This window comes from Bradyrhizobium sp. SMVTL-02, assembly GCF_051853005.1.
Lineage (GTDB): Bacteria > Pseudomonadota > Alphaproteobacteria > Rhizobiales > Xanthobacteraceae > Bradyrhizobium.
This window is the reverse complement of sequence record NZ_CP182469.1, coordinates 2676990-2701796: the sequence shown is the minus strand read 5'-3', so window position 1 is coordinate 2701796 and position 24807 is coordinate 2676990. Positions and strand designations below refer to the sequence as shown.

At 65.3% G+C, this 24807-nt stretch carries 17 protein-coding genes and 2 pseudogenes; 5 read left to right on the top strand and 14 right to left on the bottom strand.

The window, feature by feature from the left end; translation table 11 throughout:
- Window positions 1-25: 25 nt before the first annotated feature.
- On the top strand, window positions 26-1186 hold the full coding sequence (gene hpnH, locus ACNJYB_RS12550; RefSeq protein ID WP_439374248.1) for an adenosyl-hopene transferase HpnH: 1161 nt from the start codon (window positions 26-28) through the stop codon (window positions 1184-1186).
- Window positions 1187-1655: 469 nt separating this feature from the next.
- Here hpnH and ACNJYB_RS12545 read toward each other — a convergent pair whose 3' ends face one another.
- The 6 genes from ACNJYB_RS12545 to ACNJYB_RS12520 all read right to left on the bottom strand — a co-directional run bounded on the left by ACNJYB_RS12545 (window position 1656) and on the right by ACNJYB_RS12520 (window position 7817).
- Window positions 1656-2405 (bottom strand): phosphorylase, encoded by a 750-nt coding sequence (locus tag ACNJYB_RS12545; RefSeq protein ID WP_439374247.1) that lies wholly within the window; start codon window positions 2403-2405, stop codon window positions 1656-1658.
- Window positions 2402-4354 (bottom strand): squalene--hopene cyclase, encoded by a 1953-nt coding sequence (shc, locus tag ACNJYB_RS12540; protein ID WP_439374246.1) that lies wholly within the window; start codon window positions 4352-4354, stop codon window positions 2402-2404. Before shc ends, ACNJYB_RS12545 begins: the two co-directional genes overlap by 4 nt.
- A gap of 65 nt (window positions 4355-4419) precedes the next feature.
- Window positions 4420-5676 (bottom strand): hydroxysqualene dehydroxylase HpnE, encoded by a 1257-nt coding sequence (gene hpnE / locus ACNJYB_RS12535; RefSeq protein WP_439374245.1) that lies wholly within the window; start codon window positions 5674-5676, stop codon window positions 4420-4422.
- Entirely contained in the window at window positions 5676-6515 is an 840-nt protein-coding gene (gene hpnD, locus ACNJYB_RS12530; protein ID WP_439374244.1) for a presqualene diphosphate synthase HpnD, read from the bottom strand. Before hpnD ends, hpnE begins: the two co-directional genes overlap by 1 nt.
- Window positions 6505-7389, bottom strand: a complete 885-nt coding sequence (gene hpnC, locus ACNJYB_RS12525) for a squalene synthase HpnC (protein WP_439374243.1) — start codon at window positions 7387-7389, stop codon at window positions 6505-6507. Before hpnC ends, hpnD begins: the two co-directional genes overlap by 11 nt.
- Before the next feature lie 191 nt (window positions 7390-7580).
- Window positions 7581-7817 (bottom strand): hypothetical protein, encoded by a 237-nt coding sequence (locus ACNJYB_RS12520; RefSeq protein ID WP_439374242.1) that lies wholly within the window; start codon window positions 7815-7817, stop codon window positions 7581-7583.
- Window positions 7818-8273: 456 nt separating this feature from the next.
- Between ACNJYB_RS12520 and ACNJYB_RS12515 the strand changes: the two genes are divergently transcribed.
- A complete protein-coding gene (locus ACNJYB_RS12515; RefSeq protein WP_439374241.1) occupies window positions 8274-8768 on the top strand; it encodes a hypothetical protein in 495 nt (164 codons plus the stop codon).
- Window positions 8769-9233: 465 nt separating this feature from the next.
- Here ACNJYB_RS12515 and ACNJYB_RS12510 read toward each other — a convergent pair.
- From ACNJYB_RS12510 to ACNJYB_RS12495, 4 genes and pseudogenes are all read right to left on the bottom strand, one after another.
- A pseudogene (locus ACNJYB_RS12510) lies at window positions 9234-11599 on the bottom strand (efflux RND transporter permease subunit).
- 206 nt (window positions 11600-11805) lie between these two features.
- The gene (eutC, locus tag ACNJYB_RS12505) at window positions 11806-12591 is read right to left on the bottom strand and encodes an ethanolamine ammonia-lyase subunit EutC (protein ID WP_439374240.1); all 786 of its coding nucleotides are present in this window, start codon (window positions 12589-12591) and stop codon (window positions 11806-11808) included.
- Entirely contained in the window at window positions 12588-14174 is a 1587-nt protein-coding gene (locus ACNJYB_RS12500) for a B12-binding domain-containing radical SAM protein (RefSeq protein WP_439374239.1), read from the bottom strand. Before ACNJYB_RS12500 ends, eutC begins: the two co-directional genes overlap by 4 nt.
- Before the next feature lie 146 nt (window positions 14175-14320).
- Window positions 14321-15703: an ethanolamine ammonia-lyase subunit EutB gene (locus ACNJYB_RS12495; RefSeq protein ID WP_439374238.1), complete on the bottom strand. Its 1383-nt coding sequence runs from the start codon at window positions 15701-15703 to the stop codon at window positions 14321-14323.
- 223 nt (window positions 15704-15926) lie between these two features.
- On the opposite strand from ACNJYB_RS12495, the gene ACNJYB_RS12490 reads away from it, so the two are divergent.
- A complete protein-coding gene (locus tag ACNJYB_RS12490) occupies window positions 15927-17666 on the top strand; it encodes a methyl-accepting chemotaxis protein (protein ID WP_439374237.1) in 1740 nt (579 codons plus the stop codon).
- 320 nt (window positions 17667-17986) lie between these two features.
- Window positions 17987-18442, top strand: coding sequence for a DoxX family protein (locus tag ACNJYB_RS12485; RefSeq protein WP_439374236.1), 456 nt, complete (start codon window positions 17987-17989; stop codon window positions 18440-18442).
- Between the two features lie 492 nt (window positions 18443-18934).
- Here the strand turns inward: ACNJYB_RS12485 and ACNJYB_RS12480 are convergent.
- Window positions 18935-19197: pseudogene (locus ACNJYB_RS12480) on the bottom strand (acyl-CoA dehydrogenase family protein); the annotation flags it as partial.
- Window positions 19198-19465: 268 nt separating this feature from the next.
- A complete protein-coding gene (locus tag ACNJYB_RS12475) occupies window positions 19466-20677 on the bottom strand; it encodes an ABC transporter substrate-binding protein (protein ID WP_439374235.1) in 1212 nt (403 codons plus the stop codon).
- Window positions 20678-20875: 198 nt separating this feature from the next.
- Between ACNJYB_RS12475 and ACNJYB_RS12470 the strand changes: the two genes are divergently transcribed.
- Window positions 20876-22393 carry a M81 family metallopeptidase gene (locus tag ACNJYB_RS12470; protein ID WP_439374234.1) on the top strand — a complete coding sequence of 506 codons (1518 nt, stop codon included), beginning with the start codon at window positions 20876-20878 and terminating at the stop codon, window positions 22391-22393.
- Window positions 22394-22525: 132 nt separating this feature from the next.
- Here ACNJYB_RS12470 and ACNJYB_RS12465 read toward each other — a convergent pair whose 3' ends face one another.
- On the bottom strand, window positions 22526-23101 hold the full coding sequence (locus tag ACNJYB_RS12465) for an HdeD family acid-resistance protein (protein WP_439374233.1): 576 nt from the start codon (window positions 23099-23101) through the stop codon (window positions 22526-22528).
- A gap of 129 nt (window positions 23102-23230) precedes the next feature.
- Complete coding sequence (locus ACNJYB_RS12460; RefSeq protein ID WP_439374232.1) at window positions 23231-24754, bottom strand: FAD-dependent oxidoreductase; 1524 nt, start codon at window positions 24752-24754, stop codon at window positions 23231-23233.
- Window positions 24755-24807 lie beyond the last annotated feature (53 nt).

Genomic DNA, 24807 nt, shown 5'->3' with positions numbered 1-24807 from the left:
TGAAAAGCCCAGAAAGAAACGTGTAATGGCAATCCCCTTCTTCAAGGAAATGCGTATCGGCGGCTATTTGCTCAAGCAGAAACTGCTTGGCCGCAAGCGCTATCCGCTCGTGCTGATGCTGGAGCCGCTGTTCCGCTGCAACCTCGCCTGCGTCGGCTGCGGCAAGATCGACTATCCCGACGCGATCCTCAACCGCCGCATGACCGCGCAGGAGTGCTGGGACGCCGCCGACGAGTGCGGCGCGCCGATGGTCGCGATTCCCGGCGGCGAGCCGCTGATCCACAAGGAGATCGGCGAGATCGTGCGCGGCCTCGTGGCGCGCAAGAAGTTCGTTTCGCTCTGCACCAACGCCCTGCTGCTCGAGAAGAAGCTCGATCTCTTCGAGCCCTCGCCGTACCTGTTCTTCTCGGTGCATCTCGATGGCCTGCGCGATCACCACGACAAGGCGGTGTCGCAGAAGGGCGTGTTCGACCGCGCCGTCTCCGCGATCAAGGCGGCCAAAGCGCGCGGCTTCACCGTCAACGTCAATGCCACCATCTTCGACGGCCACCCGGCCGAGGAGATCGCGAAGTTCCTGGACCTCACCGTCGAGCTCGGTGTCGGCGTCTCGATGTCGCCGGGCTACGCCTACGAGCGCGCGCCGGACCAGGAGCACTTCCTGAACCGCACCAAGACCAAGAAGCTGTTCCGCGACGTCTTCGCCATGGGCAAGGGCAAGAAGTGGAACTTCATGCATTCCGGCCTGTTCCTGGACTTCCTTGCCGGCAACCAGGAATACGAGTGCACGCCCTGGGGCATGCCCGCGCGCAACATTTTCGGCTGGCAAAAGCCCTGCTACCTGCTCGGTGAAGGCTACGCAAAAACCTTCAAGGAGCTGATGGAGACCACCGACTGGGATTCCTACGGCACCGGCCGTTACGAGAAGTGCGCCGACTGTATGGCCCATTGCGGCTACGAGCCGACCGCGGCGACCGCAGCGCTCAACAACCCGCTGAAGGCGATGTGGGTGTCGCTACGCGGCATCAAGACCTCTGGCCCCATGGCGCCGGAGATCGACCTCTCCAAGCAGCGCCCGGCGCAGTACATCTTCTCGGAGCAGGTCCAGAAGAAGCTCTCCGAGATCCGCAAGGACGAGGCCGCCGCCGCGCAGGCGAAGGCCGCGCAGAAGGCCTCGACGGCCGCGTAGGGCGGCTACGAACATCGATACACAAAGGGCCCGGTCGACCGGGCCTTTTGCTTGCTCGGCGCAAGCTGAGGAGACCGGAGGCGGTCGGGCAGCTGGTTCGGGAATCTTTTTGATGCTTTCCGGCGCCCACCGGCGGCTGGCAACCGCGTCACATTGGACGTGCCAAGTCGCTCCAAGGCGATGACGTTCCGACAGAGCGGCCACATTCGCCGTGACGAAGCCGCGTCGCGCATGATGCGCCGCGCCTATGAGGAGCGGCTCGAGCAATCGGTGTGGCCATGGCTGCTCAAGTCCACTGCGATCTATCTGCGTCCAAGCGAATCGGCGGCCATCGTCGAGGGCATGATGCGACAGACGCTCTGGGTCGCGGACCGAAACCGCATGGAGGCGACCGAGCGAGCATGCACCAAAACGCAAAAGACCCGGTCACCAATGGCGACCGGGCCTTTTGTTTTATCGCATCAAGAGGTCAGGCCGCCTTGGAGACCAAAGCCTCGCTGTCGACGAGCTCGGTCCCGATCAGGTAGTCGCGGCAGCCGCGCAGGGAGCGCAGGGCGCGGTTGAAGTCGATGCCGGTCGAGACCAGCGCATGCAGGGTCGCCGGATTGCGCACAATGCCGCGCAGCACGGCTCCGAGGTCGATCTGGCCGTTCGGCTTGATGGCGGCGCGGGCGAGCGCCGGCAGCGCGCGATGGGCGGGATCGCTGATGACGCGGACCGCGGCGAACGGCAGCCCGGCCGCGGCCGCATACGCGGCCGCGATGTGGCTTTCCATGTCGACGGCGGCAGCGCCCGTCTCCGAATGCAGCGCCGCCTTGCAGGACCGCTTCGTAACCACTTCCTCGGCGCCGGCGAGGCTGCCGCGCACCACGCGGCGGCGGTCCGAGGTCAGGCGCTCGATCAGATCGTCGCCGAGCGTCAGGCCGGCGGCCCACCGGGTGTCGCCGGCGAGCACCTCGGTCGCCAGCACGACGTCGCCGGAGCGCAGCGTCGGGTCAAGCCCGCCGGCCACGCCGAACGAGATCACGCCGCGAATCGTCTCAGGGTCCACCACCGTCAGCAGCGCCCGCAACTGGGCCGGGCTGCTGGATGAACAGATGACCGCCATTCCAGGCCCGGCCGCAATGCGGGCCTCCTGCACCAGTCCGGTCACGATCAGTATCGGCCGCGGGTCGATAGCATTACCCGCGGTAACATAGTCCCCCGTCCCCAAAGTCACATTCCGACCCCTACCACCCTGCTGTTGGTGTTCCGCAAGTTCCGGTACCGCGCCAACGCCCACAACGGAAAGAACTTCGGGTAACCATGATACCGTAAATAGAACACGCGGGGGAAGCCTGTGGCGGTGTAGCGCTGCTCGTCCCACAGTCCTTTTTTGTTTTGTGTTGCAATCAGGTACTCCACCCCGCGGGCCACGGCCGGGTGATCAACCTCGCCAGCCGCCATCAGAGCAAGCAAGGCCCATGCCGTTTGCGAGGCGGTCGAGGGGGCGGCCTCCCAGCCCTTGTAATCCAGCCGGTAGCTGACCGCGTCCTCCCCCCAGCCGCCGTCGTCGTTCTGGATCGAGGCCAGCCAGGCGGCGGCCTTTCGGATCATAGGGTCCTTGTGGTCGACGCCGGCCATGTTGAGGGCGCAGAGCACCGACCAGGTTCCATAGATGAAGTTCATGCCCCAGCGGCCGTACCAGGACCCCTCGGGGTGCTGGGTCTTGCGCAAATAGGCGACGCCGGCGGCGAGATGCTTGCTGGTCTTCCGGGTCTCGCCGAGCTGGGCCAGCATCGAGATGCAGCGCGCAGTGACGTCCTCGGTCGGCGGATCGAGCAGCGCGCCGTGGTCCGAGAACGGGATGTTGTTGAGGTAGTATTCGAGGTTGTTGACGTCGAAGGCGGCCCAGCCGCCGTCGTCGCTCTGCATGCCCTCGATCCACTCCCGGCCCCGGGCGATCGCGGCATCATAGCCGGTGGCACCGTGCTCCCGGCGCATCCGGTCCATCGACATCACCACGACGGCGGTGTCGTCGAGATCGGGGTAATGCGCGTTGTTGTACTGGAAGGCCCAGCCGCCCGGACGCACGTCGGGCCGCTTCACCGCCCAGTCGCCCTTCACCTCGAGCTCCTGCCTCGGGATCAGCCAGTCGAGGCCCTGCTTGGCCGCAGGCACCGCCTTGTCGCCGCCGGCTTCCAGCAGCGCATGCGCGGCCAGCGTCGTGTCCCACACCGGGGAGACGCAGGGCTGGCAATAAGCCTCGTCCTCGCCGATCACCAGCAGCTTGTCGATGCCCCGGCGCGTCGTCGCGCGCGGCGGATAATTCTCGTCCTTGCCGAGCGCGTCGTACATCATGACGATGTTGGCCATGGGCGGATAGATCGCGCCCATGCCGTCTTCACCGTTCAGCCGCTCCTCGATGAAGGTGAGCGCGGCGTCGATCGCGCGCTTGCGCAGGCGCTTCGGAAACAGCGGCTCGATCACGCGCAGGATCGCATCGAGCGAACGGAACAGCAGGAACCAGGCCATGCTCTGATGTGGCGCCTTTGAGGTCATGCCGATCGAACGCGGATCCTGCAGGAACAATTCGTCGATGCCGACGCCCTTCGGATTCTTCGCGCGCGGCTTCAGCGCGGCGATCACCATCAACGGCACCATGGTGGTGCGCGCCCAGTAGGAGATCTTGTTGAGATGGAACGGCGACCAGAACGGCAGCAGCACGATCTCGATCGGCAGCACCGGCACCGCGCGCCAGCTCACGACGCCGAACGTCGCCAGCAGGAAGCGGGTGAAGACGTTGCTGTTGATAGCGCCGCCGCGGGCGTGGATCGCCTCGCGCGCCCGCACCATGTGGGGGGCGTCGACGGAGTCGCCGATCATCTTCAGCGCGAAGTAAGCCTTCACGCTGGCGCTCATGTCGAACTCGCCGTCATGCACCAGCGGCCAGCCGCCATGGGCGCCCTGCACGCGGCGGAGATAGTTCGCGATCTTGGCCTCGAGCACGCTGTCGACCGGCTCGGCGAGATAGTGCCGCAGCAGGATGTACTCGGCCGGAATCGTGCAGTCGGCCTCGAGTTCGAACACCCAGTGGCCGTCCGATTGCTGGAAGCCGAGAACGCCTTGCGTCGCCGACGCAATGCTCGATTCCAAAGCTTCGCGGCTGGTCGCGTTCACGGAATCCATGTCGCTCGATTGCTCCGATAGTCGATTGAAAGTTGACCGGGACATTTGCCCGTCAGGGCCGCTTGTCAGGATCCTTTTGCGGCCAGAACCAGATCGGCGGCCCGGTCACCCGACCGGACCGATCCCTCGATGGTTGCCGGCAATCCCGTAGCAGTCCAGTCGCCGGCGAGGAACAGGTTTTTCAGCGCGGTGACCGGCCCCGGACGCAGGGCATTCTGGGCGGGCGTTGCCGCGAATGTGGCACGGCGCTCACGCACGATCTGCCAAGGAGGCAGCTCGCCGGCGACACCGCCCGCCTTGCAGACATCGTTCCAGATCGCCTGCGCAAGTTCCTCGCGCGGCACATCGACGAGACGGTCGCCGTTGCTGATGGTTACCGAGAGCCGGTTCGGAAACGCGAACAGCCATTCCACGACGCCGCCGATCACACCGAGGATCGGTGCCGAGCCTGGCGGCGGCTCAAAGCGGAAATGCGCGTTCACGATGGCGCGGAATTCGGTCGGCGTCTTCAGACCGGGCAACAGGTTAGCTGCCGCGCGCGGCGGCACCGCCATCACGATGACGTCACCTGCACCGAGCTGGATCACATCCTCGCCGCCGAAGTCCAGCGCGGTCACCTTGCCGTCTGCGCTGACGAACGAACGCAGCTCATGGCCGAGCTGAACGGTGTGGCCACGCTCAGACAAGAACTTCACCGCCGGCTCGATCAACACGGCGCTGAGACCGTCGCGCGCGATCAGGGGACGGCAGGCCTTCCCGCCCGCGAGCAGCGTCTCGCGCACGATCGCGCCGGCGAGCCCGGCCGACCCCTCGGGCGGATCGACGTTGAGTGCCGCCAGCAGCAGCGGCTGCACCAGGCGCTGATAGAGGATGCCCTCGGTCGGAATCGACTTGCCGACCAGCGTCTCTTCCGACGCCCAGACCAGCGGCGCCAGCCTGAGATAATCGGTGAGGCCGGTGTCGGGCACGCGGCGGCCTTCGTCGAGCACCCAGGTCGGCCAGCGGCCATCGCCTAGATCGATCTGCCAGCGCTGACCGGTCTTGATGTCGACGAACGGAAATTGTGCGCGATCCGGCCCGACGAGGCCGGCCTCGGTGCCGATCGCGCGCGCATATGCCCGCGCGTGGCTGTTGCCCGACAGCAGCAGGTGGTTGCCGTTGTCGATGGTGAGATTGGTGGCGCCGTCGAAATAGGACCGGCAGCGGCCGCCGGCCTGGTGCGTCGCCTCGTGCACGGCGACCTTGAAGCCGGCATTCGCGAGCCGCACGGCGGCGGAGAGGCCGGAAATTCCGGCACCGATGATGTGAGCTGTGTTTTGCATCAGATGAAAGCGTAACGGAGCAGGATCAGAATGCGTGCGATCTTCGACACGCGCACGGGCTCGCGCGGTGCGTCGAAACCGCGCGCGATCAGGAGGTCCAGAATGGAATGATAGTATTTCGACATGATCCGCGGCGCGCGCACGGCGCGGCGCTTGTTGCGGTTCATGATCTCGTCCGACTTCTCGAAATGCGCCTTGGCACGCTGCGTCAGCGGCAGGCAGACCTTCGGCAAGGCACGCTCGGCGATCACGCGGTTCGGATCATTGGAGGTGATGCCGGCATGCAGCAGCGCCTCGCGCGGCAGATAGAGCCGGCCAAGGCCGGCGTCCTCGTCGATGTCGCGCAGGATGTTGGTGAGCTGAAGCGCGCGGCCGAGATGATGGGCGAGCAGGATGCCGTCTTCCTCCGGCATGCCGAACACCCGCACCGACAACCGCCCCACGGCGCTGGCGACGCGGTCGCAATAGAGGTCCAGCGTCGCCATGTCGGGCGCGCGGATGTCCTGCGGCACGTCCATCTCCATGCCGTCGACGATGGCCAGGAAATCCTCGCGCTTGAGCCCGAAGGTCTTCACCGAGGCGACGTAGTCCTTCAGCCGCGGCGGCGGATTGCCCTGATAGAGCGCGTCGATGTCGTTGCGCCATTGCTGGAGCGCAGCGAGCCGCTCCTCGCGCGGACCGTCGGAATCGGCGATGTCGTCGACCTGTCGGCAGAAGCTGTAGATCTGGAACATCGCTTCGCGCTGGTCGTGCGGCAGGATGCGCATCGCGGCATAGAACGAGCTGCCGGATGCGGTCGAGCCATAACTGGCGCCGGGCGAGGTCGCCTCAAGCGTCATGTGCAGTCCCCGGTCTGGAGATGGCCTTGCGTCCGATGGCGCGGCGGCCGACTTCGCCGATCATGCCGGTGAGGCTGAATGTGAGAAGCTCGAACTTGTTCAGGTGCACGCGCTCGCGCAGGGGATCGCGCACCTTCAAGAGGCGCACGATGCGGTCGGCATAGGCCTGGATCACCGCGACGTCGACGCCGAGGCGGAAATCGCGGATCTCGGCGCTGAGCGACCTGCCCTCGTCGAGCAGCGCCTCGTTGCGCGCGGCGAGCGACTGCAGGCAGGCGAGCATCGCCGGCGGCGATTGCGCGAGCCCAAGCTGCTCGACCGAGGCGCCGCTCGCGGCCAGCGCATCGCGCGGGAGATAGACGCGGTTGAGCTCGCGGAAATCCTTGCCGCAGTCCTGCAGGTGATTGTTGATTTGGAGGCCCGCGCAGAGCGCATCCGATGCGGCCCAGGTCGAGGTGCTCTCGCCATGGACGTCGAGCATGAAGCGGCCGACCGGCATCGCCGAATAGCGGCAATAATGGATGACCTCGTCCCAGGTCTCGTAGCGCAGCTTGGTCACGTCCATGCGGAAGGCGATCAGCACGTCGAGCGCGTGGCGCGGCGGCATGCCACGCTCGGCCAGCGCCCGGCGCAGCGTGACGGCCTCGGCCTGGGTGTCGCCGTTGCCGAGCAGTTCCGCCTCGAGCAGGTCGAGATAGGCAAGCTTCTGGTCGGGCGGCAGCGTCGCGTGATCGGCGATGTCGTCGGCGGTGCGGACGAAATTGTAATAGGCCAGGATCAGGGCGCGATGACGCGGATGAATGATCCAGGACGCGACGGGAAAATTCTCGTCGCGGTCACCCTTGCCGGATCGCAATTCGCTCGCAGAGGTCATCGAGGGCTGGTTAACAATCGTTTGGACAGGAAGGGCTTTTTGGCTCGCGCGGGCTCATGCCGGCGATGCCGCCGCGGCCCCCATATAGGGGAATACGGCCGCAAAACCAATCCTGCTCTCGATGGCTGCCCCGTGCGGACCCGGCCCGAAAAGGCGGCCCGGGGCCGCCTCGGGTGGGCCGGTGGCCGAGCTTACTGGTTGTGGTTCTTCAGGACCTGGTCGCAGGCCTGGGAGATCTTGGCCCTGTTCTCCTTCAGGCAGGCCAGGATGGTGAAATCGCCCTGATCGATGACCGGGCGGCAGAACTTCTGCACATCGCGCGTGCAGGCCTTCTGCTCGGCGTCCGTGCCGCGCCCTCCTTGCTGGGCGAATGCGGCCGTCGAGAGGGATGCCGACAGCATGGTGAGAGCGACGAGAAGCTTACGCATTGTATTCCTTCATTCTGACGGCAGAATCGCACCGATCCCGGACAGCACTGGGCGGACGACCGGAACGGATTGTTCTGATGGCAAGTCGCCGCGGGGTAGCGGCCTCGGAGAAGGCACAAGCACTGGCAAATGCGGCCAAATTGGCGCCGCCCACCAAATCAGGTCTTCCCTGCGCCTTCATTGGCAGATGTAAGAGTTTGATACTACATCATAATTCAGGAGGTCCGCATTTTACTGCTTAGCTGTTGCAGAGCTGCATCTCTCCGCCCTGCCCTTAAGGCCAGAAACGCACCGAAACACAGCAAATCGCATGGTCCAGGCCCTCGCCGGCGCCGCATGAACCACTATCTCTGGTGCCTGCGCGTTGAACCTGACACAGGCTCGAAGCACTAAACCTTCGATGTGGCGAGACGTCCTGGACCTCAGCGGACGTCGTTCCAAAACGGGATATTTGTGATGAAATTCTGTGGGCGATCTGGACTGGCAATGACCGCGGCCGGCGTTGGCGCTGCGCTGCTCTTCTCGGTTTCGGCGAGCCACGCACAGTCCGGACCGTTTACCGGCTTCGACGGCGCGTGGACCGGCACCGGCACGGTCTCGCTGTCCGACGGGTCCACCGAACGCATCCGCTGCAAGGCCGACTACAAGGTCGCCGGCAGCGGCCTCAACCTCAAGCAGGCCCTGCACTGCGCCTCCGACAGCTACAAGTTCGACCTCACCAGCGACGTGACCAGCCAGGGCGACCGCATCTCCGGCAATTGGAGCGAGGCGAGCCGCAACATCTTCGGCAATCTGCAGGGCACCGCCGGCGGCGGCCAGATCGACGTGTTCGTCGAGGCCAACGGCTTTGCCGCCAATCTGTCGCTGCGCACCAACGGCACCAAGCAGACGGTGCAGATCTCCTCCAAGGGCGAGATCCGCGGCGTCAACATCACGATGACGAAGGGCTGATCGCCCTTCTGGGCCGATGAGGAACACGCCCCCGGTTCTCAAGAGCCGGGGGCTTTTTGCTGACATGAACCATCTCCGCAGAAAGCTGCTCAAAGCCACTGGGCTCTTCGCCGCGAGCAGCGCATGGCCCAATGATCAACCGTCGATCCAGCGGGAGAGGGACATGCAGCCTTCTGCTAAAGCCGCGCCAGGATGACGCTGCACCCGCCGGAAGCGGTGGCCAGAACGATTGCGGATTTCAACTTCGAGATCGATCGAAATCGCGCGGCAACGAATGGTCCGCGGCGATGCTGAAGGAGGAGATCGCCAACGCCATGGCCGAGCACGGCATCGACGCGACGCTGCGCGATCGCAAGCTCACGCTGCCGCGGGCAGCAGGACCACCCCGAGGACGACTTCAAGTTTAATCCGGACGGGATCGTCCGGATCGAGACGTGATTGCGGGGCGGCCTCGCCGCCCCACGCTCAGATCGCCGGCTTGTCCGTGCCCTGCAACTTGCCGTGCAGGTTGATCAACCACATCGCCGTCGGCCTGAGGATGAAGAGGTCCGCGACGAGCGCCATGACCATCGAGAAGGCGCTGAGCCAGCCGAACAGCCGCAGTGACGGCAGGTCGGAAAACACCGTGACGACGAGGCCGCAGGCGAGCACCACCGTGGTCAGGATCAGCGCAGGTCCAACCAGCACGGTCGCCCGCTCCACTGCGAGTGCCGAGCCGACGCCCGGCTTGCTCTCGAGCCTCAAGCGGTTGAGGAAGTGGATGGTCGCGCTGAGGCCGAGGCCGAACGAGACGGTCAGCGCGACGACGCTGGCGAATTGCAGCCCCTCCCCCATCGCCCACAGCACCGTGCCGGACATCACCACGGGGAAGATGCCCGGCAGAATGCAGGCGAGCATCACGACCCAGGAGCGGAAGGCGAGGCCGATGAAGATCGCGACCAGCGCGAATTCCACGGTCAGGCCGCGGTTCAGCTTCTCGATCATGCTGGCCGAGTTGCGCGCGGCAATCGCGGCAAGACCGGTCACCGCGATCTCGTAGCCGGGATGCTTCTTGCGGACGGTGTCGAGCTCTGTATCGAGCTTGTCGACGATCGGCAGGAGCTGACTGGAATCCTTGTCCGGCACGCGGCCCGCGACCACGACGGCGTCCTGCTCGGCGTCGATGAAACGCCGCACCAGATGCTCGGGGATGACGCTGACATATTCCTTCAGCGTCGCCACGTCGGCGCTGCCGGCTTTTTCCGCGAGCCAGCGGCGCAGGGTCTCGAGCGACCAGACATTGCCGACGCCGGCTGCCTTTTCCACCGTCGCATGCACATCCGCGATGGTCTGCAGCGTCTCCGGGGAATAGAGCGATTCATCCTTGGGGAACGCGATCAGCACGTTGACCGGGTTGGCGCCGGTGAGCTTGGCATCGAGCCGGTCGCTGGCGGCGACCGCCTGGCGCTTGTCCGGCACCTGGTCGGCGAGCCGGTAGCGCGGCTCCAGATTGGCATAGATGACGCCGAGGCCGCCGACGAACAGCACCGCGATCAAGCTGAACAGGCCGGGCCGGCCGACCATGCGCACCGCGATCCAGTAGCAGAAATTGCGCAGCGCCTGGACGCCGGCGTCCGCGCCCTGGAACTTGACCGCAAAGATCTTCTCGTTGCGCACGAACAGCACGCCGAAAACCGGCACCAGCGACAGCACCGCGACCAGCGCGATGATGGTGGCGGCAAGGCCCGCCTCGCCGAACTTGCGGATCAGGTCGGAATTGGAGAATTGGAGCGCGATGAAGGAAATGCCGGCGGTGCCATGCGTCAGCACGCAGGCCGGCCCCACCACCAGCACCGCGTTCTTGAACGCGGTGAACTTGTCCTGGCCGGCGATCAGCCGGTCGCGCGCGGCGAAAGTCAGCTGCATCGAGTCCGAGAAGCTGATCACCATGATGAGCGGCGTCATCACGTTCAGGAACATGTTGAGATTGAAATTGGCCCAGCCGAGCGCGCCGAGCGCCAGCAGGATCGCGATCATCGGCGGGAACGCCGCCGCGATCATGAAGGAGATCTTGCGGAAGAAGATGATGGCGATGACACAGCCGGCAAGAATGCCGAGATATTGTAGGTGAGTCCGTCGCGCTCGACCGCGTTGCGGATCTCGAGCTGCATCACCGGCACGCCGGAGAGCTGCACGTTGAGCCCGGTGTCGCTGAGGTCTTCCTTCATCAGCGTACGGATGTCGCCGACGGTCTTGGTCAGCTTGCTGGAGGCGACCACCTCCGGATCGAGCGAGAGCACGATCAGCGCCAGCGTGCCATCCTCCGACAGCAGTTTGCCGCGGATGATCTCGTTGTTCTTCACCGTCTCGATGAACTTGTCATAGGCCGCGCCCTCGGGCAGCTCGGGCGGGAACAGCGCCGCCGGCAGCTTGCCCGGGGCCGGTGCCTGGCGCGCCGAGAACAGCGAGACGAGGCCACGCGTGCCCTCGACCAGCTGCATATCGGTGATGAAGTCACGCAGCTTCTCGAGGTTGTTCCGCGCCAGCAGATTCTTGCCTTCGACCACGACCAGGACGTCGAACTCCTCGGCCGGGAACTTCTTGGTCACCTCTTCATACTGCTTGAATTCGCGTGTGTCGGAACGGAACAGCTGCGACAGCGAATCGTCGATCTTGATCCGCTGGATGCCGAATACGGCGCCGACGATCAGGGCCAGCAGGACGATGCAGGAGACGATCGGGGCGCGGACGGCGATCAGCCCGAGCCGCTCCAGCCCGAAGGCGATGGAGGACGCCGGTCTCTGCTCGACCTTGTCGACATGAACCTCACTCTCGCTGTGCTTTTCGAGCATGCCTTGTCCAGTTCCTAAATCGGCTCGGTCTTGTGAGCTTATTGCGCCCCGCGAACGGCTTGAAAACGCCATACCAATGGGAGGCTTGCCCGTTGAAAATGCGCGGAAAATCGCCGGCAGCGGTTTAGCAGGTCAAAAGGCCTGTTCGCAAGCGCGCGGAGGGTGGCCGAATCGATCAAGATGCGGCGATTTTGCCGGAATGCCCGTCATTCCGGCAATGCCGTGCCGATTCGACGCGGCGCCCGGTCCGCGCTCTCGTCCTTCAGCGCCACGCCGGTCACCTCCCTGGCCAGGCCCTCGCGGACGAGCCAGGCGATCTTGAAGGCGGCCTCGCCATGACTCAACCCGGCCTTGTGGATGTTGGACACGCAATTGCGCTCGGCATCGGTGCGGCCCGGCTTCGGGGCGAAGGTGAGATAGGCGCCGAGACTGTCCGGCGCGGACAGTCCGGGACGCTCGCCGATCAGCATGACGACCATGCGCGCGCCGAGAATCGCGCCGATCTCGTCGCCGAGTGCGACGCGCGCGCCCGAGGCGACGACGACATGGCCGAGCGCGACAGCATCGCCTTCCGCGAGCAGCGGCAGCAGGCGCGCCACCAGCGCCACCGCATGGGCGTGGACCGCCGCCGCCGAGAGGCCATCGCCAATCACGAGCGCGAGCGGGCATGGCCCGGCAGCGCTTCGCGCGAGAGCTTCGGCGGCCGCTGGATCGAGCTGTCGTCCGAGATCCGGCCGCCGCAGATAGTCCCCGCGGTCGACGGCCTGGCTCCTCACCGCGCTGACCGCGAGACCGAGTGCGCCGAGATCGGCGAGCAGACGCGGCGCTTCGAAGACGGCATGCACGGCGTCGCGGGCGCGGGCATGATCAAGCGTGAAATCGAGCAGCGGCTTTGTCGGCACGCTCGCACCGCTGCGCCCGAGCGCAACGCGCGCGGGCGTGAACGACCTGAGATCGATGGTCGGACGGGCCGGAACAGATTTGTCGCTCATTCTGCGGGAACGGCGGCCTCGCGCAGCCGGATCGAGTAGTTCGAGGCGTTCTGCTTGCCGCTGGAGGCCGCGCGCGCAAAGGTGATGAGATGGTGCGCAATCAGAGTGCAGCCGATCAGGCCTTCGAGGTCGCCGCGCTTCAGGCGTCCGAGCGCGAAGTTCCAGAACACGCGCTTGTAGTCGCCGAGTACGCCGACCTTCCAGAAGATGTTGCGCAGCATGACGAGAGCCCGCCTGATATTGGGCCAGGTCTTCATCTCCTCCGGCACCGGCACCTTGAGGCGGTGCACATAGACGTGGTCGCATTGATACTGGAAGCGCGCGTAGACCTTCTCGGGCTCGTAAGCGACCGCCATGGCGTGCTTCCACGATGCGACGACGTCGTCATACGGTAACAGGAAGTCGACGTTTGAATCGCGCCCGTCGTCCTCGATCAGGCGCCCCTCGCGCTCCAGACGGTCCCATAGCGGCGTCTTCGGCAGCGCCTGAAGCAGGTTGATGGTGAGCAGCGGAATCCGGGACTCCTCGACGAAGGCGAGCAGCGCCTCCGAAGTGTTCGGCTTGTCGGTGTCGAGCCCCATGATGATCCCCGAGACGACCTCCATGCCGTAGGAGTTGATGGTGTGCACGCCCTCCAGGATCGGGACCATCATGTTGTGGTCCTTGTGCATCGCCTTGAGGGCATCGGGGTCGGGCGTCTCGATGCCGCAGAAGATGGTGATGAAATAGGCCTCGCGCATCTTCTCGAGGATCTCGGGGCGCTTGGCGATGTTGAGCGTCGCCTCGCAGGCGAGCCGCACCACGTAGCCGGTCTTCTTCTGCCATTCGATCAGATGCGGCAGCAGATCCATGGCCGCCTTGCGGTTGCCGATGAAATTGTCGTCGACGAAATAGACCGTGTCGGTCATTCCGCATTCGCGCAGGCGGTCGAGCTCGGCGATGATCTGCTCCGGCGTCTTGATGCGCGGATTGCGGCCGTAGAGGCCGGGGATATCGCAGAACTCGCACTGATAGGGACAGCCGCTGGAATACTGGATGCTGCCGAGGAAGTATTTCTTCACGTCGGCGAGTTCGTAAGCCGGGATCGGGAATTCCGTCATCGGCACCCGGTCCTTGGTAGTGAGGACCACCTGTTCGTCAGGACGCGAGGTGTCGCGCGACAGAATCTCGATCAGCTGGTTGGTGGCGTCGCCGAGCTCGCCGACATGGAGATAGTCGAACGACGGATAATAGTCCGGGCAGGCGCTGACGGAGGGACCGCCGAGCGCGACCGGCAGATCGAACTCGTGGGCGCGGCGGCAGATGTCGTTCATCTGCTGGCGCTGGATGTGCATGCCGCTGACGAATACGGCCTCTGCCCATTCGAACTCTTCCTTGGTCGTGCGGCGGAGGTTCTCGTCGACGAATTTGACCTGCCAGTCCTTCGGAAGATAGGCGGAGATCAGCAGCAGGCCCTGCGGCGGCATGAAGGCGCGGACGCCATCGGTCAGTGGGTAGGAATGCTCGAAGGTACCGAACGAGGACGTGTAGCGCGGAAACACACAGAGAATCCGCCGGGACGTACCGTTGCTTTCAGCTCGCATCTAAGCTCCCCCGCCACACTCGACCTGGTTGCGGAAATTGCCAGCCAGGCACATAGCGTAATGCTGTCGCCGGAATTTCTCAATATTGTGGCATGAGCATAATTCCACGGGGGACCAATGGTTTCTCGGGCGACTCCCGGTCCACCTCACGCGATCAGCCGCGAGGCGAAATCGGGTAGCAGGCCTGCATCGCCGGCCAGGCGGAAATCGGCGCCCGCGATCCCCGACTGCACCAACCATTCATCGAATTCCGGCGCGCGGCGCAAGCCGAAGACGTCGCGGACATAGAGCGCGTCGTGAAAAGACGTCGACTGGTAGTTCAGCATGACGTCGTCGGCGCCGGGCACGCCCATGATGAAGGTGACGCCGGCAGCGGCTAGCAGCGTCAGCAGATTGTCCATGTCGTCCTGGTCCGCCTCGGCATGGTTGGTGTAGCAGATGTCGATCCCGAGCGGCAGGCCGAGCAGCTTGCCGCAAAAGTGATCCTCCAGCCCGGCGCGGATGATTTCCTTGCCGTCATAGAGATATTCCGGGCCGATGAAGCCGACCACGCTGTTGACGAGGAGCGGCGCAAAGGCGCGCGCGACCGCATAGGCGCGGGCCTCGCAGGTCTGCTGGTCGACGCCGTGATTGGCGCCCGCCGACAGCGCGGAGCCTTGGCCGGTCTCGAAATACATCACGTTCTGCCCGACCGTGCCGCGCTTCTGTGACAGGCCTGCCTCCTGCCCCTCCCTCAGCAGCGCGAGGTCGATGCCAAAACTGCGGTTGGCGGCCTCGGTGCCGGCAACCGACTGGAAGACGAGATCGACCGGCACGCCCTGCCCGATCAGCGACAGCGTCGTGGTGACATGGGTGAGCACGCAAGCTTGCGTCGGGATCTTCAGCCGCGCGATGATCTCGTCGAGCAGCCGCAGCAATTGCGCGATGACGGCGGGGTCGTCGCTGGCCGGATTGATGCCGATGCAGGCATCGCCGGCCCCCAGCAGGATGCCGTCGAGGATCGAGGCGGTGATGCCCCTGGCATCGTCGAACGGATGGTTGGGCTGCAGCCGCGTGCTCATGCGACCCTTCAGGCCGATGGTGTTGCGGAAGGCGGTGGTGACCTCGCATTTCCGCGCCGCCAGGATCAGGTCCTGGTTGCGCATCAGTTTTGACACCGCGGCCGCCATTTCGGGCGTGATGCCGGGCGCCAGCCCGTTCAACACCTCCGACGTTGCAGCGTCCGACAGCAACCAGTCACGGAAGGCGCCGACGGTCAGCGATGCCACCGGCGCAAAGGCCCTGGCATCGTGGCTGTCGATGACGAGACGGGTGACCTCGTCGGTCTCGTAGGGAATGACGGCTTCCTGCAGGAACTCGACGAGCGGCACGTCCGCGAGCGCCATCCGCGCCGCGATCATCTGCTCGGAGCTGGCAGCGGCAATTCCGGCCAGCCGGTCGCCGGAGCGCGGCGGGGTCGCCTTGGCGAGCAGGTCGCGCAGATCAGGGAATGTGTAGGTCGTGGCGTCGATGGTGTGGCGGTAGACCAAGGGCCTCTCCGGGGCTCGTCGGCCAACGGCCGGCCCAGCACTATCCTGGAACTATACCTTCGGTTCAAGACGCTGAAATAGCTTGCCTTCCTTTCGACAAAGCACGAAGGGAGCCAAGCAGCGCGTTAACGCCGCGTCCATCTTCATTTCGCATAGTTTTGCATCAATTCCGCACGACCGTCGCTCACCGGCCGCTTCAGGCCATTCCGGGCTCCTGAACACCATGACATCCGACCGATCTGGGAATGCCGCCACCCTGGCGGGCCGCTTTACGCTGGCCACCAAGCTTTATGCGGTCTTCGCGCTGTTCGCGCTGCTGACGGCGGCGATCGCGATGCTGTCCGACTACAACAGCCGCCGCAGCGCCGACCTGACCAGCGCGATCGAGACCGCGAACGCGGCCGCGCTGAACGTCGAGCGCGTCAACTCGCTGGTCTATGCGGTGGTGATGGAATCGCGCGGCGTCTACATGTCGACCGAGCCGGCCGTGGTGAAGAAATACGGCGAAGGCCTGCTCAAGTTCAACACCCAGATCCTCGATGTCGTGAAGCGCTGGGAGACAATCGTCAAGGCCGACGATGCCGAGCAGTTCGCGACCTTCAAGAAGCGCATCGAGCAGTTCGTCGAGTTCCGCAAGGAGCTGGTGCGCCGCGGCGTCGAGATCAACGCGGCCGCCGGCCGCGAATGGGGCGACAACGACGCCAACCGCGCGGTGCGCTCGGCGCTGAACAAGGATCTCGAGGCGCTGTCCAAGGTCTATGCCGAGCGCGCCAGGCAGGTCGCGCACGAGACCGAGACCAACCGCACCCTCTCCTTCGTCCTGACCTGCCTCGGCGGCCTGGCGCTGGCCCTGGTCGTGATCGGCATCGTCATCATCGCCCGCTCGATCGCCCGGCCCCTCGCCGCGATCACCGCCACCATCGAGCAGGTCGCCGACGGCGCCGAGAACGTCGTGGTGCCGCACTCCGGCCGCGCCGACGAGATCGGCGCGCTCGCCCGCGCGATCCAGGTGTTCCAGCACGCGATGGCGCGCAATCGCAACCTGGCCTCGCAGGTCTCGCAGGATTCCGCCGCGCGCGAGGCGCGCGCCCGCCATATCGAGCAATCCGTCGAGGCGTTTCGCGAGGCGATCGGCGCGATCATGCGCGGCCTCAGCGACAACGCCTCCGTGATGCGCGAGACCGCGCAGACCATCACCCGCGTCACCGCGGATGCATCCAGCCGCGCCGGCACCGCGGCGAAGGCCACGGAGCAGGCCTCGCACAACGTCACGGCGGTCGCGGGCGCGGCCGAGGAGCTGTCGGCTTCGGTCGAGGAGATCGGCCGCCAGGTGCGCCAGAGCGCTGGCGCTGTCGAGCAGACCGGCCAGCGCACCGAGAAATCGATCGCGGAGATCGAGAGCCTTGCGGCCGCCACGCAGCGCATCGACGGCGTGCTCAATCTCATTCAGGCGATCGCCGAGCAGACCAATCTGCTCGCCCTCAACGCCACGATCGAGGCCGCGCGTGCCGGCGATGCCGGCCGCGGCTTTGCCGTCGTCGCGCATGAGGTGAAGGCGCTGGCGGGACAGACCGCGAAGGCGACCGCCGACATCAGCGAGAACGTCGCGATGATCCAGGCCTCCACCCGCAACGCGGTCGACGCCGTGCGCGAGATCGGCGGCGCGGTGCGCGAGATCAACGAGGTCACGTCAGCCATTGCCGGTGCCGTCGGCCAGCAGGACCAGGCGACGCGCGAGATCTCGTCCAACGCGCAAAGCGCCGCGCAAGGCAACGCGACGCTCGTCGCCAACATCAGCTCGCTGCGCGACGCCATCGGCGAGACCGACACGGCCGCAGCCTCCGTGCTGACGGCCGCGAGCAGCCTGACCGAGACGGCGGCGACGCTGTCGCGGGAGGTGGAGACGTTCTTCCAGAACCTGCGCGCGGGGGCGACGGAGGGCCGCATCGCCAGGGCGGGATAGCGGCGCGCGAAGCCGTCGGCGGCCCGCGCTCACCCAAAAGTTCGGAAAACAACCCCATGCACAGTAGCCGGGGTCGGCTTTATAAATGCTTGGCCGCCGGCGCGAGAAACTGCTGATTTTACGAAATTCGTTTGACCCGTCGGGCAAAACACTGGCATAGTGTCAGCATGGCGATTGGGCGCTACTCTTGAATTGACTTGCGGCATTTGCGGCGCCTGCTTGCAGCGCATCATGCGCCGCCAGGCGCCCTTCATGCGCTTCGCCGATCGTGATACCATCATCGTCATTCAGGTGCCGTCCTCAGCGATAAGGCAGCCACCATGCTATCGCGCTCTTCCTGGTCCACATCTGCGATCGACAAGTTCGCAAGCGGCAATGCCGACCTGCTGATCCTGGTCGGCCGCATCCTGCTGGCCTGGGTCTTCATCGGCAGCGCGTACGGCGCGCTTACCAACTTCAGCGGCTCGGTCGGCTATTTCCGGTCGCTGAACGTACCGGCGCCCGTGCTGTTCACGACCTTCACCGTCGCGCTGGAAATCGTGATGTCGGCTTGTCTGGTCCTCGGCATCGGCACGCGCTACTGCGCAATCGTGATGTTCCTGTTCGTACTCTCGGCGACTGCAGTCGGACATCGCTACTGGGAATATCCGGCCGGCGCGCAGCAGATCGGGCAGTACAATCATTTCCTGAAGAACATCACGATCATGGGGGGCGCCCTGTTGATCTTCGTCACCGGAGCGGGCCGGCTCTCGCTCGATCGGAGACTGACCGGCTAGCAGCGCCGTTCGTTTCAGCTTCTTCCGCGGTGTGCAGCCGGTGACCTGCAGAACTTTGCTCCAAATCGTGGCGCAAGCGTCTTCGCCACTCGCAGAGCTGCGAATGCGCAAGATACTACGAAGGGCAACGCGACGTGGCCTTGAAGGAAGGCCGTTACCGCATCACTTCGCCCTTGGCCCGAAAGCGACCTCGATCAGATGGCTGAAGCGTTTCGAGAGCGGCTTCAAGCGCTCACCCAAGATCCTGAAGAGAAGCATCAGCCACGTCGCCAGCGCGGCACACCACAACAGGCTTTCCAATGTTTCGGGCATGCAAGGCCCCCGTTAAAACAACTACTTGAAATACGAGCAGTGTCGCCGAATGGACCCGGCGCGGCAAGCCCTCCAAAAAGTGGCAAGTCGCTGAAACACTCGGAACGGCCGTCGCGATGAAAAATACGGCAGCGGTGCGCACCGCCGAGGCAATGAGCGAGCGGCAGTCAGCTACCGCTTTCAGCCCGCCATCACTCCGTCGCGCCTGGTCAGTTCCTTGCCCAGGGCCGCCAGATGCACCTGTCCGGCCGTCACCGATTCGGATGAAGCGGGCGCAGACGTAAGCGCGGGCGAGGAACGTGTCCTGCGAGACGCCGGCGGCGGCGTGGATCTGGATGGCGCGGTGATGACGCGGGCGGCCGTGCTGGGGACCACGATGTTGGCCGCCACGATCAGATCGCGCGCGGCCTGTTGCCTTTGCGGTCCATCTTGTCGGCGGCCTGGCGAACGCGCTCCTGCAGCTCCAGCGAACGGGCGGAGTGTTGAAAGTCCATGGGTCCTCCTGTTCGCCAAGAATTCTGCGCCCGATGAGGGCGCTTCTTCCCTTCTCCCCTTGCGGGAGAAGGTGGCGCGAAGCGCCGGATGAGGGGTTCTCTCTGCTCGCACAACCCGTCGTGAGGAGAGAGACCCCTCACCCGGCTGCGCTTCGCGCATTCACCCTCTCCCGCAAGGGGAGAGGGTGCACCGTCGCCGCGGCCGCTGTTTCGCGCCTCACGTCCCGCGCAGGAGCTCGCTGGCAACGATCCAATCGTTGCCGTCGAACTGGAGCATGTAGCCGTCCTTGATCGGGCGGAAATCCTGCGGGGTGGTGTTCAGCGTGATGCCGGGCATCAGGAGCGACAGCGGCACGTTCTTGAGGTTCGCCGCCTGTGCCATGATGTTCTCGCGCGTCAGATTGTCCTTGCACTGCTTCAGCAGTACCACCAGGGCCTCGGCGACGGTGTAGCCGTAGAGGCCGGCGACGTTGTTGATGTCGGCGTTGGGCAGGCGCTTCTTCATGAAGTCGATATAGGTCGTCATCGCCTGGTCGTCCTTCGGCGCCTCGACGAAAGGTTTGAGCGCGCCGAGCGACAGCACGCCCTTGCCGGCCTCAAGCCCGGCCGGCACCATCACGGTCGCCTTGTTGGCGCAGCCCGAGGCGAGGAAGCGCGTCGGCTGCCAGCCGACCTCGTGGGCCTTGCGGATCGCCTGCGCGCAGGCACGCGGCGTCACCGAATAGATCATGAAGACGTCGGCCTTGGTGTTGGCGAGCGTCAGCACCTGGGAATCGACCGTGGGATCGGCGACCTCGAAGCTCGAGGCCATCGCGATCGCCTTGTCGGCATCGGCCCCCAGCGCTTCCCTGACGCCGCGCAGATATTCCTTGCCGGCGTCGTCGTTCTGGTAGAGCACGGCGAACCGCGCATTCGGGTTCTTGGCGCGGGCATAGGCGACGTCGATCGCGGCCTCGCTGGTGTAGTTGGGCGCCCAGGGCAGCGCCATCGACCAGGGCATGTTGGCGGGATCGTTCCACTTCGACGCCGAGCTGATCAGGAAGATCTGCGGCACCTTGTTGCTGTTGAGATATTTGGCGATCGCCGAGCTCGGCGCGGTGCCCATGGTGGCGAAGATGAAGGCGACGCCCTCGCCTTCGACGAGGCGCCGCGCCGCTTCCATGGTCTTGGGCGGCGAGAACGCGTCATCCAGCGAGATCAGATTGAGCTTGCGGCCATTGACGCCGCCCTTCTCGTTGACCTCGTCGAAATAGGCCGCAATCACCCGGCCGGTGATGCTGAGCGGCGAAGCCGGGCCGCTATAGGGCATGGTGTTGCCGATCTTGATCTCGGTGTCGCTGACGCCGGGACCATAGGATTTTTGTGCAGGCGCAGGCGTGGACAGGCAGGCGGCAGCCAAAGCTGCGGCCAGGGCCAAAGCGGCTCTCATGGTGTCTCCCCGATGATCATCGCCGCCAGCGAAGCAGCCGCGCGGCGGGCTGCTCTTGTCAGGGCGCCAGATCAGCGGAGTTCCGCCAGATGGTCTTGCGTCGAGTTGCTGGTGGGGAAGCCCGATTCGATGCTAGCGAAGCGCCTTGTGAGGACGCGAGATCAGGCCCGCGGCTTCCATGAACAAGAAGGTGCCCCTATGAGCCAGACGCGACGTGTGCTCTCCGCGCAGATCGCCCACGAGACCAACACGTTCTCGATCGTTCCGACCACGCTCGATGATTTTCGCAAGCGGCTGTTTCTGCTGGGAGCCGAGATCGCCCCCGCGCTCGGCGCCACCAAGATGGAGATCGCCGGGCATCTGGATGCGGCCAAACGCTACGGCTGGACCCTGGTGCAGCCGATCGCAGCCTCGGCGACGCCCTCCGGCAAGGTGACGGCCGAGTGCTGGGCCGAGCTGCAACGTCTGGTCTACGAGGCCTGCGAGACGGGCCCGCTCGACGGCGTCATCCTCGCATTGCACGGCGCGATGGTGACCGAGACCGACGAGGATGCCGAGGGCGCGCTGCTGGAAGGATTGCGCAAGCGGCTCGGCGAGACGATCCCGATCGCGGTGACGCTCGACCTGCATGCCAACGTCACCAAGCGCATGGGCCGCCTGGCCAACATCATGCTGCCCTACCGGACCTATCCCCATATCGACCAATACGAGACGGCACTTCGCGCGGCCGATCTGCTGCAATCGGCGATGGACGGCAACATCCGTCCGAAGGTCGTCCACCTGCAAGGACCGCTGCTCGACGGATGCAATCACGGGCGAACCCAGGGCGGCGTGATGAGCGATCTCCTGACCCGCGCTGCAGACATGGAGGCGCGAACGCCCGGCCTGTTGTCGGTCGACCTCTGCGCGGGTTTCAGCCGCTCGGACATTGCCGAGGTCGGCCCCAGCGTGCAGGTGACCTACGATGCCTCGCATAACGCCGCCGAGACGGCGGCGCGGCAGGCTGCGGCCGCGCTCTATGACGAGATCTACCGTCGCCGCGCCGAGGTCACTGTTGCGGTATATGATTTGGCGGCCGCGACCAGGCTTGCCGCGGTGGCGGCAGCCGATGTCGCCGATGCCCGTCCCTTTGTGATTTCCGATTACAGCGACAACCCGGGTTCAGGCGCCTATGGCGACGGCGTCCGCCTGTTGGAGGCGCTGCTGAAGGCCAACGTCAAGGGCGTGCTCCTCGGTGTGCTCGGCGATCCCGAAGCCGCCGCCCGCTGTCATGCTGCAGGTCTCGGGGCCGACCTCGACGTCGTTGTCGGCGCCAAGCGCGATCCCGCAAGCTACGGGCCACCACTCACGCTGGCCGGACGCGTCGCCGCGCTGTCGGACGGTGCCTTCGTCTGCGAGGGACCGATGAATGCCGGTCAGCCCATGACACTCGGCCGCTCCGCCCTGCTCGAGGTGAACGGCATCTCGATCGCGCTGTCGACAAACACGCTGCAAACCTATGATCAGGAAATGTTCCGAATTCTCGGAGCGGAGCCGGCGCAGTTTCGGGTCGTCGCGGTCAAGTCCGCCCACCACTTCCGCGCCGCTTTCGAGCCGATCGCCAAGGAAGTGATCCTGGCCGACAGCGGCGGCCTTGCCACGAATGACTACACGACCCTCACCTATCGCAAGGTTCGCCGCCCGATCTGGCCGCTCGACGAGATGCCACTGGATTGATCAGCCCAAGCATGATCCGGAAAGGTACGAAGCGGCTGAGCGGAAAGCTCATGCGCAAACGTCAACCCGAAGCGCGATGACCATCCATCCAAATCTGATCGCGCTTCGGCACCGCGCACCTGGCCGGAGGTTTCAGCCGCGCCGCTTCAGGCTGAGGCCGACGCTGATCCAGCCGGCGCCGGCCATGATCAGGTCGATGCCGAGGAACAGGCCGAGGATATAGACGCTGTTCACCGGCCAGCGTGCCACGATCAAGAGGCCAAGCAGCAGCGTGATGACGGCCGACAGCGCCACCCACACCCACGGGCTCTCGCGCTTCATGCTGAAGGCGAGAAACAGCCTGACGGCGCCCGAGGCGATCAGCGAGACACCGAGAAACAGCGTCAGCAGGACGGCTGCGAACAGCGGATTCTCGAAGGTCAGGAAGCCAGCGATCACGTAGAGCACGCCGAGCAAGGCCCAGATCAAGAACTTGCCCCAGCTCTTCATCTGGAACGCACCGATGATCTCGGTCACGCCGGCGACGATCATCATGGCGCCGACCACGATGACGCTCGCCACCGTAGCCATCACCATGCTGCCGAGCGCAATGAAGCCCGCGATGAGGTAGACGACGCCGAGCGCGACGATCCAGCCCCATTTGGCATGCAGCGCCGCGATGCCGGAGCCGAGGCTGGGATGATGAGACGTATCGGAAGCACTGGTCATGGCGGCCACTCCTGCTTGCGAAGCCCGGGAGCACGCGCCAGAATAGCACATGCCGTGCCGGGGCGACAGCCACCAAAGCAGTCCACAGCGGCAGCAACATTGACGCAAATCAACTTCGAATGCGGTGCGTCAGCCGCGCGAGCGCTCCATCTCGAGCTCGGCCTTGAGATTGTCGAGATCGCGATAAATTGAAGCGACGGCAAGCACGTGGCCGCCCTTGAGGTACTTCAGCAGGCAATCCTTGCCGGAAATGCTGCCGTCGATGGCGACCTCGTCGAAGCTCTCGGCGTGACCGACATAATTGATCGGGACGTCGTAATGCTGGGACCAGAAGAACGGCACGGCATCGAAGCGCTCGCGCCTGCCGAGCATGTTGCGTGCCGCGGTCTGGCCCTGGCGCTCCGCCACCACCCAATGCTCGACGCGGATGGTGTGCCGAGAATGCGGATCGGGCCAGCGCGCGATGTCGCCGGCGGCGAAGATGCCGGCAACGCTGGTTTCGAGATATTCAGTCACGCTGACGCCGCGATCGGCGGCAAGGCCCGCCTGCTCGGCCAGCGCAAGGCGCGGCCTGACGCCGATGCCGACCACCACGAGGTCCGCCTCGATGACGGCGCCGCTCTTCAGCGTGGCGCGGGCGCCCTCGAGCCTCTCCACGGTGTCCTCGAGGTGAAAGTTGACGCCGTTCTCTTCATGCAGCGCGCGAATGAAGTCGCCCATCTCGGACCCGAGCACCTTCTGCATCGGTCGCCGCTCGGGCGCGACCACATGCACATCGAGCTTGCGCGCCCGCAAGGACGCCGCAACTTCCAGGCCGATGAAGCTGGCGCCGATCACCAGCGCGCGCCGGGCGCTGCCGGCGGCCTTGATGATGGCGCGGCTGTCGGCGACGGAGCGCAAGGTGTGGACGTGCGGCTGCTCCGCACCCGGGATTTGCAGCTTGATGGGCTCGGCGCCGGTCGCGAGCAGCAAGCGGTCGAACGGCAGCCTGTCGCCATTGCCGAGGGTCAGGCTGCGTGCTCTTGGATCGATCCCCGTAACCCTGGTGTTGAGCCTGAGATCGATGCCGGCGCTCCGATAGTCGTCCTCGTTCCACAATGGCAGCCAATCCTCCGGCGCGTTGCCGGCGAGATAATCCTTGGAGAGATTCGGACGGTCGACCGGCATCGCGCCGTCATTGCTCAGCATGGTGATGGCGCCGGCAAAGCCTTCGCGCCGGAGCGTCTCGGCTGCGGCAAAGCCGGCCGCGCCACCGCCGACGATGACGAATTTTTCGGGTGTCGGCGCGCTGCGATGCACGGCCGAGGGCTTCGGCGCCTCACGCTTGCGCTGAACCCGAATCCTGCCCCCGTCCTGCGTCACCTCCCACACCGCCAGCGCATTCAATGCGGGCGGACGCGTGGCCTCGCCTGTGCGCAGGGAGAAGCAGGCGTGATGCCAGGGGCAACGGATGGTGTCGCCGACCACGAGGCCCTCGGCGAGCGGACCGTGATAATGACTGCAGGCGGGCTCGATCGCAAAAATCTCGCCGCCGGCCTGCACCAGCAGGACGTCTTCGTCCCCGACATGGCCGAGCAGCTTGCCGTCCTTGAACGCAGTGAGCGATACGCCCGTGGTCAGATCCGGCCCGCTCGGCTTCTTGTCCTCGCTCATGCTCACCTCCTGACAGCTTGACGCGCAACTCAGGAATTGGACGGCGGGATGAG

What these genes read in the sequence shown, in the direction of transcription:
- hpnH (WP_439374248.1), top strand. Translation starts at nt 26, where the DNA reads ATGGCAATCCCCTTCTTCAAGGAAATGCGTATCGGCGGCTATTTGCTC.
- shc (WP_439374246.1), bottom strand. Translation starts at nt 4,354, where the DNA reads ATGGATTCCGTGAACGCGACCAGCCGCGAAGCTTTGGAATCGAGCATT.
- hpnE (WP_439374245.1), bottom strand. Translation starts at nt 5,676, where the DNA reads ATGCAAAACACAGCTCACATCATCGGTGCCGGAATTTCCGGCCTCTCC.
- hpnD (WP_439374244.1), bottom strand. Translation starts at nt 6,515, where the DNA reads ATGACGCTTGAGGCGACCTCGCCCGGCGCCAGTTATGGCTCGACCGCA.
- hpnC (WP_439374243.1), bottom strand. Translation starts at nt 7,389, where the DNA reads ATGACCTCTGCGAGCGAATTGCGATCCGGCAAGGGTGACCGCGACGAG.
- ACNJYB_RS12520 (WP_439374242.1), bottom strand. Translation starts at nt 7,817, where the DNA reads ATGCGTAAGCTTCTCGTCGCTCTCACCATGCTGTCGGCATCCCTCTCG.
- ACNJYB_RS12515 (WP_439374241.1), top strand. Translation starts at nt 8,274, where the DNA reads ATGAAATTCTGTGGGCGATCTGGACTGGCAATGACCGCGGCCGGCGTT.
- eutC (WP_439374240.1), bottom strand. Translation starts at nt 12,591, where the DNA reads ATGAGCGACAAATCTGTTCCGGCCCGTCCGACCATCGATCTCAGGTCG.
- ACNJYB_RS12500 (WP_439374239.1), bottom strand. Translation starts at nt 14,174, where the DNA reads ATGCGAGCTGAAAGCAACGGTACGTCCCGGCGGATTCTCTGTGTGTTT.
- ACNJYB_RS12490 (WP_439374237.1), top strand. Translation starts at nt 15,927, where the DNA reads ATGACATCCGACCGATCTGGGAATGCCGCCACCCTGGCGGGCCGCTTT.
- ACNJYB_RS12485 (WP_439374236.1), top strand. Translation starts at nt 17,987, where the DNA reads ATGCTATCGCGCTCTTCCTGGTCCACATCTGCGATCGACAAGTTCGCA.
- ACNJYB_RS12475 (WP_439374235.1), bottom strand. Translation starts at nt 20,677, where the DNA reads ATGAGAGCCGCTTTGGCCCTGGCCGCAGCTTTGGCTGCCGCCTGCCTG.
- ACNJYB_RS12470 (WP_439374234.1), top strand. Translation starts at nt 20,876, where the DNA reads ATGAGCCAGACGCGACGTGTGCTCTCCGCGCAGATCGCCCACGAGACC.
- ACNJYB_RS12465 (WP_439374233.1), bottom strand. Translation starts at nt 23,101, where the DNA reads ATGACCAGTGCTTCCGATACGTCTCATCATCCCAGCCTCGGCTCCGGC.
- ACNJYB_RS12460 (WP_439374232.1), bottom strand. Translation starts at nt 24,754, where the DNA reads ATGAGCGAGGACAAGAAGCCGAGCGGGCCGGATCTGACCACGGGCGTA.